Consider the following 9,136-nt stretch of genomic DNA (forward strand, 5'->3'; position numbering starts at 1 on the left):
CAAAACAGGTGGGTTCGTCAGCAGTCTGCGGCGGCCAAAGGGCCGCCTTTTTTGTGAATCAACGATGAGGAAACACCCCATGGGCATTGAAGAACTCCGCCGCAAACGCGCCGAGATCAACGCCGCCGTGCAGGCCTTGGCCGCTATCGAGATGGCAGAGGGCGAGCTGAACGAAGAGCAAATGGTCGAGTTTGAAAAGCTTGCCGCTGAATTCGATCAGATCTCCGCCAAGCTGGCGCGGGCGGAAAGCGTCGAACGCATGAACGCCGCCGCCGCCACGCCGGTACCCTCGTTTGGTGGTGGCCAAGCCCCGGCCGTGCACACCAAGCCAGAGCTAAAACAGTACACCGGTGCCAAGGTGGCACGTATGGCCATGGCGGTAGCCGCGGGCAAGGGCGATATGCAACTGGCGTCCAAGTTCGCCAGTGGTGAAATTGGCGATGCGGAAGTCGCCATAGCCATCGACACCAGCGCTAACTCTGGCGGTTCTCTGGTGCCGGAAAACCTGCCTAACGAAGTAATCGAACTGCTACGTCCGCAAACGATCGTGCGCGCGCTGGGTGCCCGCTCCATGCCGCTCCCTAACGGCAACCTAAGCATTCCGCGAATGTCGTCTGGCGCCACGTCCGGCTACGTGGGCGAAGGGGCAGATGTGCTGGCGACCGAAGCCAACACCGACGATGTGAAGCTGAACGCCAAAACTATGATCACGCTGGTGCCTATGAGTAACCAGTTGATCGGGCGGGCTGGGTTTTCAGGTAGAGCAGCTCTTCCTTAATGACATGCTGGCCAGCATGGCCGTGCGTGAAGACAAAGGCTTCCTGCGTGACGACGGCACCAATGATACGCCAACTGGCTGGCGCGCCGTCTGTGTGGAAGAAGGGCGCGTGGTTCCATGGTCCGGCACTGCCGATTTGCAGACCATTGATGCGTTCCTCGATAGCCTGGTGCTGGCGCTCATGGAAAGCGACAGCTTGTTGATTGAGCCAGGCTGGGGGCTATCACCGCGTAGCTACATGAAGCTGTTCGGCCTTCGTGATGGCAACGGCAACAAGGTCTATCCCGAAATGGCACAAGGCCAGCTGAAGGGATATCCCATCCGTCATACCACCACTATCCCGGTGAACCTGGATACCTCTGCGGCGGGGAACAACAACGAATCAGAGATCTACTTCGGTGATTTCAATGATGTGATCATCGGTGATAGTGACACCATGACCATCGATTTCAGCCGTGAAGCCACCTACAAGGACGGCAGTGGCCAGCTGGTGTCAGCGTTCAGCCGTAACCAATCCCTGTTGCGCGTAGTGAAAGAGCACGACATTGCCTTCCGCCACCCTGAAGGCCTGGTGCTGGGCACGCAAGTGCCCTGGTAAGCCAAGCACGCCGTTCAACCAAAGCGCCCGCCACCGTGCGGGCGTTTGCTATCACCCTATACGCATAGGAGCCACTCATGGCCACCGCAAAGCAACCGGCTGAAAAGCTGACCACTATGGTGTTTCTCAAGCCTTTCAGCCGCTACTCCCGTGGCGACCGCGCCGGCTTCCCGGCGGACAAAGCCAAGCAGCTCGAGGAGCGCAAAATTGCCATCCCTTCCCACAAGGCCAAAGAAGCCGCAGCAGCGAAAGCCGCTGGCGCTGAGAAGCCTGCGAAAGGCACCGAAGGCGCGGACAAGGTTTAACCGCTCACTGCTTTAATCGGTGCCGCCTACGGGCGGCAGTGTTGTTCTCACCCCAGAGAGACCCTGAATGCTCACGCTCACCCGCGCCAAATTGCATCTACGGCTAGCGATTACCGCAGAAGACGCCGAGGCCTACACCGATGAAGACGCGATCATTCAAGGCCTCATTGATGCCGCCTACCGTCATGCTGAGCATTACACACAAGCGACGCTGCTCAGCCGTACTCAAACGCTGGTGCTCGATGCTTTTCCGGTCGGCAGCGGCAAGATAGAACTCCCATGGACGCCGGTAGATGCCATCGAATCGCTGGACTACATCGACCCCGACGGCAACGAGCAATCGCTCGATGCCGAAACGCTACGGCTCGACACACGACCCATCTACCCCACGCTAGCGCCTCAGTGGGGCACGCAGTGGCCACGCGCCACCGATGAGCCCGAGTGCATCACCCTTACCGCCACGGCGGGGTATGCCCAAACGCCACCCGATGTGGAGGTAGCGCTGTTGCTCCTGGTGGGCCACTGGTACGAGAACCGGGAAAGTGTGGCGCAAGGCGGGCTACAAGAAGTACCCATGGGCGTTCCCATGCTGTTGGACGCTTACCGCATCCACGCCGTGGGGTGAGACATGCAGATTGGAAAAAAGCGCGAGCAGGTCACCCTTGAATGGTGGCAGAAGGGCGAACGCACCGATTCAGGCGCAACGCCGGAAGGCTGGCAAGTAGGTGGCAAGGTATGGGCAGAGGTCGAACAGCTGCGTGGCCGAACGCTCTTCGCCGCCCAAGAGGCCAACGCCGAAACCACCGCCCGCATCCGCATGCGGTACCGGGCAGACATCGCCGCCGCGAGCGGCAAAACCCTACGCCTGCGCCACGGTGAGACGACCTACCAGCTGGAAGGAAGGCCGATTGACCTAGGCGGGCGCCGCCGTGAACTGGAGTTGATGTGCCATGAGCTCGTTTGATTGGCAGGTAAGAGGCGTTCACCTGCAAGACATGCAGCGTGAGCTAAAAGCGCTGGAAGACAACATCAAAGAGCGCGCCATCCGGGCGGGTTGGGTGTCGGTAGTCGCCCCCGTCAAGCGCACCGCTAAAAGCCTCGCCCCGGCAGACAGCGGCGACATGGCGCGGGCCATTGGCCACCGTAACATCAACAAACGCCAGCGCAGCCGCTTGGGATTCAAAGCAGGCGAGGTCGGTATTCTGGTAGGCACTAACCGCCGTATTAATGGCCGCTGGCAGGGCCGCAAAGGCCTATGGCAAGAACACGGCACCGAGCGCATGGACGCCAACCCCTTCCTATGGCCAGCCATGCAGCAGCACCAAAGCGGCGTGCCCGGGCGGTTCTACGAAGGGCTTGCCAAATACCTCGACCGCCAGCGTAGCAAAGGGGCCATCGTATGATTGAACGTATCATCACAGCACTTGCTGGCGCAGGCATCACCGCCGCCCCCAGCAGCGAGGCCGACCCCAGCCGCGCTGATACCGTGCCCGGGCTGGTCACACTGGTGGACCCGGTAGTGAACAGCCACTTATGGCCGCTCAACCTGCCAGCGGATGCCTCGGCCACCAACGGCGTCTACAGCCTGGCAGGGCAGAGCAGCAACGAAGTCGACGGTTACCGCCTGGGGCGTGTGGATACCTATGTGCTAAGCCTGCGCTCACCCACATTCGACCCGCTACGCACCATGAGCACGCAGCTCATCGAGCGCGTTGCGGCACAAAGCGGCAGCGAGGCGTGGGAGATTACCGACGCGGCCACCGACTACGAGTTCGACCAGAACCAATACCGCGCCCACTTCGAGCTGCAAGCCACCAGCTTGGCGATGGCTACCCCGGCGTTGCCCGCCGCGTTCGTGCACCCCGTGCAGGCCGATGCCACGCCCAACGGCCTAGGCACCATGCAGGTTCGTCAAACCGTGACCGAGCATATCGCCGTGGTGCTGGTTGCCGAGCAAGCCGAGGTCGACGCCCAGCGCCGCGCCATTGAAGCGGCACTGCTAGGCTTAGAGAACCCGGCCGATGCCGTCGCCCCGCTGGAATATGCAGGCGGGCAGCGTGTGGCTGTATTAGGCAGCCACGTCTACTGGCGTGAGCTTTACCGCTACGACCGTGTAATTCGTAGCTAACGCAACTACCACCCAATAACCCCGCCGCGTGCGGGTTTTTTTACGCCTGGAGGAAACCCCATGCCCAATGCAGGAGGCCGCTACGAGATCCGTGGCGGCAAGCGTGTGCTGGTGCACAGCACCAAGCCCACGCCCACTGAGTACGCGAAAGCGCCCGAGCCAACACCCGCCACCGCCCCGGCGAAAACCGAAACGGCAGCACCCATGCCCGCTAAGGCAGCGGCCAAGCAAGAGGTAACCGGCAATGAGTGAAGGTAAATTATGGCGCCGCCTGATCGTCGCGGTTGTTGCTGAAGCCGAGTATGGCGTAACGCCAACCGATCTCTCTGAGGCCACACTGATTGAAGTGGTCACGCGTGAAGCAGCCGGCTTCTACGAAGGCGATACCGTAGAGCGAGAGCGCGTCCGCCAAGGCTTTGGTGCCTTTGAGCAGGCCAATACCGCGCCGCGTACCTCTCGCCAGATCCGCGTGCCGTATTCGGGCTCTGGCACTAAAGGCGTACCACCCTCGTTTGGCTTGCTTCTGCGTTGCTGTGCGATGAGCGAAACCATCGACGAAACGGTTGGCGACGAAAAAGTGGTGTATGACCCGGTATCCGAAAGCATGGAATCGGTCTCGCTGCTCTGGTGGGCAGATGGTGAGCTGCAAGTCATGCCCGGTGTGCGTGGCACATGGACCCGCTCAAGCGATGCCAAGGCCTACCCCTACATCCAATTTGATGTGATGGGCTTGTATCAGCGGCCTACCACTGCCCCGGCCACGGCTGGCACGCTGGCGCCGCAAGCCAAGGAAGTACCGGTCAACAAGATGATCAGCTCGTTTACTATGGATGGCTTCTTGGCGCGCATGCAGTCGTGTTCGTTTGATATTGGCAACACCGTCGTGCATCGCCACCTAGTGAATTATGAAGGCATCCATGTGACGGATCGCCGGGCAAGTGGCCAGATCAACATCGAAGCGCCGCGCATCGATGAATACAACATTTTCCCGAAGATCGAGTCGCACGAGAAAATTGAGCTATCGCCATGTCGTTTATCCACGGCACCGAAGAGGGCAATATCGTTGAAATGATGTTCCCGCGTGCGCAGCTATCTGCCCCGCAAGAAAGCGACTCCGATGGCATTACGCACTACCAGATGGATATGCGCCTACTGCCCAACGGCAACGATGACGGCGATTTTCAGTTGATCTTCCGCTAAACGACCCCCCCGCAACCGCTAACCGCACCGCGCCGCCACTGGGCGGCGTGCTTGTTTGCGAAATTAAAAGGACCACACCATGTCATTAGTTCTCAAGAAGATCCCCACCACGATCGTTGATGTACCTGTGAAAGTACCAGGCGAAGAAAATACCGTCACCATTCAAGCTGAGTGGACCCTGCACAAGTGGGACAAATACCGCGAGGTGGTGGAAGCGTCTAAAAAGTCAGCGTTTAAAGATGAAGACCTGCTGGAAGACCTGAAAGGGCTCAGCGGCATCAAGGACGAAGATGGCAAAGACCTGAAATTCGATAAAGCCCTGGTAGAGCAGCTCATGCAGGAAACCTACATTCGCCGACCGCTTATCCTAAGCTGGTTCGCAGCCCAAGAAGGGCGCAACCAGGCCGCTGCAAAAAACTAACCGGCGCTGGCCAGTATTGGGTAGGCGTCAGGTCAAAAGTTAAAGACCAAACCGAGGAAGACGCCAAAGCCTGGGGGATTGAGCACACCACCCGCCCTAAAGAGCCTGACGTGTTTGAGGTCTGGGAAGAGCACTGGCCAGCGCTAGAGCTGTTTTTAGCGATGCGCACCCAATGGCGCGTGGTCGCAGGCATGGGCGGCGCCCACCACCAGGGCATTGATTACACCGCCCTCTATGGCCACCCGAAATTTGCACGACTGAGCTATGACGAGCAAGACGCGCTATTGGGGCAAATCCAACACATCGAAGCGGGCGCGCTGGATGCTCTCAATGAACAGCACCGCCTTGCCGAGCAGGAGGCCGAAGAAAAGCACCATGTGGCGCAGATCATCGAAGCCCGCGCCGAACTTGGCTATCAACTGGAAAGCCAACACCGCATCAACGTCATGGAGCTAATGAACGTGCAGCATCTGCCTAGCTGCTATCAGGAAGGGGCGTTTGTGGCTTGATTGCACTTGTTATTGGCTTACAGGCCAGCAAGTGGTGTGGCGGTAACTGCCCGGCTAAGATAGAGCCAAAAGCAACCCCCTGCCGAGGTGCAACTCGGCAGGGGGTATCTACTCCCCATGAGGCAGCATGGAGAAGATGCATGGATAATTATAGGCGTAGTGGCGGTAATGCGCGGCTGCGGGGAGGAGGGGATATGTCACCGGGAGGGGGTGATAAAGCAGGTATCATGCTGGCAAAGGCCGCGATGTATACGGGCGTGATGTTCGGAACAGCAACACTAATAGCTGCCGTCGGATTTTTGCTGCGCGTATTTATCGAATAAAAAACGCAAATTGGATCAGGTAGACCCCTCTTTATTCCCCATCAGCCTGTTGAATGGGGATACACATGGCAAAGCGCACGAAAATGACTATCAACGGTCGAATGTCTCGGTCAGGGGCCGATCGCGCAGCGTTAGTGGTAGCGCTGGGTAATCTGTTTATAGGATTGGCTGCTTTGATGTTATCGGCAGCGTGCCTAGTGAAAACGCTACTATAACTGTGGAAACGACTGCACAGAGCACATACGTATTTGTGTTGCCATTGGTAAAACTTGCATTTAAGCTGGCGAGCGCTCATTTTTGAGTCATGAATGAATGCAAGAGGGGTGTGCTATGCACGTAAAGTCAAACGCCATTGAGCAAGCGCGTATCACGCTGGAAGGAGCGTGGGACGGTCGGCTGCCTGTATGCCCCGAGCGTATTTCTGTCCAAACGACCATTGTGCTTCATCGCAACGGCCAAGAATCTGAACACCGAGTCTTGATGAAAGGGTGGAGCGATGAAGACCTGAACGGTGATAGCGGCTTCGCGGAATTCCGTGATCAAGACGCAGGCCAGCCGTTTTGGTGTGTTTACAATATCCATGAGCGGCCGGACCGTCAGCGATTTACCCAGGCGCATGAGTTTGGCCACGTGGTGCTGGGCCATGTTATTGATGGCAACAAGCCCAAGCGTGATAGCAACTTCAACGCGAAAGGTGATCTCGACGAGATTGCGGCCAATACCTTTGCAGCCGAGCTGCTAATGCCAGAAGACCTTGTTCGCGACTTCTCGAAGCGAATCACCGATTTGAATGCGCTGGCAATGAAGTTTCGCGTTTCGCCCAGCGCGATGAAAACCCGCTTGAAAGCCCTTAGGATAATTTGATGTCGGAAGGGAAGAAGCCAGAAGGGGTAAGCGTCCGCTTTAATCGTAAATGGACAGGTGAGGGCGATAACGTTGGAGGCAATAAAACTCATGCGGAACCTGAGGAAAATGACCCTGAATCAGGCGAAGGTGGAGGCAAAGCGCCGCAGGGCAGCGATGTAACCGATTTTTTGAAACGCCGCAAAGCCACGCATAGGTTAGGGTTGTGGTTCATCGGTATCAGCGGCACTGCTTGCCTGGTTACTTTGGTTTTCTTGCTATGCTCGGTAGCCTCTTTATTTGAGGTGTATACAAATATTGGCCCTGTTCTGGCTAAGCAAGGTGCAAAAGGGCTAAGCGTAACGGCCATGATGTTGCCAGCACTGCCAGTGTTATCGCTATCGCTGTTCACCCTGCTTTTCTTTGTCGCGCTGGCGCGTTTTACCAAGCATTTTATAGCAGGCTCCTCTGCGAGAGAGGCAGACCAAGACGATCAGTATGACGACAACATTATACTGATGGCGCTGGATCGAATATTTCGGTACTTCGGTTCAGGCCCAAAATGACATCCCCGCCCCGGCGGGGGTTTTTGTAGGCGCTCGGCTAACCCCTGTGACCCCAAACAGGTCAACCGCCTCCTTGAGAGGCGCCCACCCCCAGCACCATCCATTACCCCATGGAGCAATGGCCCTCGATTAATCACCAACTGCGGCAAGATTGGGAAAATGAAGAGCCCACGATTTACCCCAATCGTCGGTGGGTAAAAGCGCGGCATTTGTTTGGCGAAAGTTCGCCGTCACCCAAACTCCATATGCTTGCCCAGCTCAAACAAGAAGGCGTGAATGTCGAGTGCTGTGAGGCGGAGGTACTGGCCATGCGGCATCACATCGGCGAGTTCGAGTCGTTACGGCACAATTTGCAACGGATGCTGAGCCATTCAAGCAGCATGCCGGTCACACTGTCGCCTTAACACCCACATCGAAGCGTTTCCGTCATGGTTCATTCCCTGCTGGGGGCGCCCAACGGGGAATTTGTAGTGGTTGAGAGATATTTTCAAGTGTTGTCGTTTAGCTTATGTTGGTATATCAACCAACTGGATGGTGCGTTTATGAAACGGGTATTAGCAGTAGCGATAGCGTTAGCCATGTCGGGCATTGCTCATGCAGATCCCACCATTGATGGGTCAAACCCGCGCTATTTCGATAGATCACTTGAAGAAATCCGTGCCTCGTTAGATGAAACCGAGGTCGAGCGCTTTGATGAAGCAGTGGAAGCTCTGTTGATGCGCCGATCCCAGCAGGGGCTGACGATTGTTGAGATCAGTGAGCTTAGTGATGATGAGCTGGAAGCCATGGCTACCGAAGCTCGTCGTAGTTTACACGGCCTTAGCGGCCAAGAGGTGCTCGAGCTCGCAGGAGAGCTACCCAAAAAGGAGAAGGAAGCAGACGAGCTTGAAATACCCATTGCGCAAGAAATGCTGGACCGTTTTGTCGTAGAAAGTGCTAACTACAAGCTAATAGAAGATGACTCGTTGAGCGCAGAACCGGTGATAGAGTTGCGTGTGACTAACAAGACGGGTGAACCGGTAGCACGAGCGCACTTCCGAGGTGTTTTACAAAGCCCTGGGCGCTCCGTCCCGTGGGTCGATGAGACCTTCTATTACACAATTTCAGGCGGCATTGAAACCGGCGAAACGTTGGAGTGGAGCCTGGCACCGGATAGCTCGGGACCATGGGGTAATCCATCGATATCCGATGATGCGGTGCTGAGTATTGAAGTGCTTCGGCTAGACGATCCCTCTGGGAATACTCTTTGGGAAAAACCCTAAACGTTTTCAATTCAAAAACCCGCTTCAGCGGGTTTTTTGTGCCCGTTGCTCCACATGAAGAGCAAGCAAACTTAGAGAAAATGGCAAAAGTCACCGAGAGCGCCCTTAAGTGTCATGCTAAATTCCTAGAAGCGAATATTGCAAATTTCCTAGCCAAACTTAGCTAGTTACGCTAAGGGAAGGTCTGAATAACTGCCGATATT

General features: G+C 56.8%; 17 protein-coding genes. All 17 read left to right on the plus strand.

Annotated elements, in window-relative coordinates; all coding sequences use genetic code 11:
* The first annotated feature begins 79 nt into the window (after positions 1-79).
* The 17 genes from B4967_RS20060 to B4967_RS03540 all read left to right on the plus strand — a co-directional run bounded on the left by B4967_RS20060 (position 80) and on the right by B4967_RS03540 (position 8,933).
* Positions 80-778, plus strand: coding sequence for a phage major capsid protein (locus B4967_RS20060; protein ID WP_279384645.1), 699 nt, complete (start codon positions 80-82; stop codon positions 776-778).
* Positions 779-794: 16 nt separating this feature from the next.
* Positions 795-1,376, plus strand: a complete 582-nt coding sequence (locus B4967_RS20065; RefSeq protein WP_279384646.1) for a phage major capsid protein — start codon at positions 795-797, stop codon at positions 1,374-1,376.
* A 77-nt stretch (positions 1,377-1,453) separates the two neighbouring features.
* Positions 1,454-1,681, plus strand: a complete 228-nt coding sequence (locus B4967_RS03475) for a hypothetical protein (RefSeq protein WP_083023603.1) — start codon at positions 1,454-1,456, stop codon at positions 1,679-1,681.
* A 67-nt stretch (positions 1,682-1,748) separates the two neighbouring features.
* Complete coding sequence (locus B4967_RS03480) at positions 1,749-2,306, plus strand: head-tail connector protein (RefSeq protein ID WP_083023604.1); 558 nt, start codon at positions 1,749-1,751, stop codon at positions 2,304-2,306.
* Between the two features lie 3 nt (positions 2,307-2,309).
* Positions 2,310-2,645: a phage head closure protein gene (locus B4967_RS03485; RefSeq protein WP_083023605.1), complete on the plus strand. Its 336-nt coding sequence runs from the start codon at positions 2,310-2,312 to the stop codon at positions 2,643-2,645.
* The gene (locus tag B4967_RS03490) at positions 2,632-3,084 is read left to right on the plus strand and encodes an HK97-gp10 family putative phage morphogenesis protein (RefSeq protein WP_083023607.1); all 453 of its coding nucleotides are present in this window, start codon (positions 2,632-2,634) and stop codon (positions 3,082-3,084) included. Before B4967_RS03485 ends, B4967_RS03490 begins: the two co-directional genes overlap by 14 nt.
* Complete coding sequence (locus tag B4967_RS03495; RefSeq protein WP_083023609.1) at positions 3,081-3,809, plus strand: phage tail terminator protein; 729 nt, start codon at positions 3,081-3,083, stop codon at positions 3,807-3,809. The genes B4967_RS03490 and B4967_RS03495 overlap by 4 nt, the downstream gene beginning before the upstream one ends.
* 60 nt (positions 3,810-3,869) lie before the next feature.
* A complete protein-coding gene (locus B4967_RS03500) occupies positions 3,870-4,061 on the plus strand; it encodes a hypothetical protein (protein ID WP_083023611.1) in 192 nt (63 codons plus the stop codon).
* Positions 4,054-4,881: a phage tail tube protein gene (locus B4967_RS03505; RefSeq protein ID WP_083023613.1), complete on the plus strand. Its 828-nt coding sequence runs from the start codon at positions 4,054-4,056 to the stop codon at positions 4,879-4,881. Before B4967_RS03500 ends, B4967_RS03505 begins: the two co-directional genes overlap by 8 nt.
* A complete protein-coding gene (locus tag B4967_RS18000) occupies positions 4,836-5,009 on the plus strand; it encodes a hypothetical protein (RefSeq protein WP_161491467.1) in 174 nt (57 codons plus the stop codon). Before B4967_RS03505 ends, B4967_RS18000 begins: the two co-directional genes overlap by 46 nt.
* Positions 5,010-5,088: 79 nt before the next feature.
* Positions 5,089-5,430: a hypothetical protein gene (locus tag B4967_RS03510; RefSeq protein WP_083023615.1), complete on the plus strand. Its 342-nt coding sequence runs from the start codon at positions 5,089-5,091 to the stop codon at positions 5,428-5,430.
* A 110-nt stretch (positions 5,431-5,540) separates the two neighbouring features.
* Positions 5,541-5,939, plus strand: a complete 399-nt coding sequence (locus B4967_RS03515; protein WP_192859190.1) for a DUF1799 domain-containing protein — start codon at positions 5,541-5,543, stop codon at positions 5,937-5,939.
* Between the two features lie 140 nt (positions 5,940-6,079).
* A complete protein-coding gene (locus tag B4967_RS03520) occupies positions 6,080-6,262 on the plus strand; it encodes a hypothetical protein (protein ID WP_083023626.1) in 183 nt (60 codons plus the stop codon).
* 330 nt (positions 6,263-6,592) lie between these two features.
* Complete coding sequence (locus B4967_RS03525; RefSeq protein WP_161491468.1) at positions 6,593-7,126, plus strand: ImmA/IrrE family metallo-endopeptidase; 534 nt, start codon at positions 6,593-6,595, stop codon at positions 7,124-7,126.
* Entirely contained in the window at positions 7,126-7,671 is a 546-nt protein-coding gene (locus B4967_RS03530) for a hypothetical protein (RefSeq protein ID WP_083023638.1), read from the plus strand. Before B4967_RS03525 ends, B4967_RS03530 begins: the two co-directional genes overlap by 1 nt.
* A 110-nt stretch (positions 7,672-7,781) precedes the next feature.
* Positions 7,782-8,075, plus strand: a complete 294-nt coding sequence (locus B4967_RS03535; protein WP_083023640.1) for a hypothetical protein — start codon at positions 7,782-7,784, stop codon at positions 8,073-8,075.
* A 24-nt stretch (positions 8,076-8,099) separates the two neighbouring features.
* On the plus strand, positions 8,100-8,933 hold the full coding sequence (locus B4967_RS03540; RefSeq protein ID WP_083023641.1) for a DUF6694 family lipoprotein: 834 nt from the start codon (positions 8,100-8,102) through the stop codon (positions 8,931-8,933).
* The last annotated feature ends 203 nt before the right edge of the window (positions 8,934-9,136 follow it).

The organism is Vreelandella lionensis, assembly GCF_002087295.1.
Classification (GTDB): domain Bacteria; phylum Pseudomonadota; class Gammaproteobacteria; order Pseudomonadales; family Halomonadaceae; genus Vreelandella; species Vreelandella lionensis.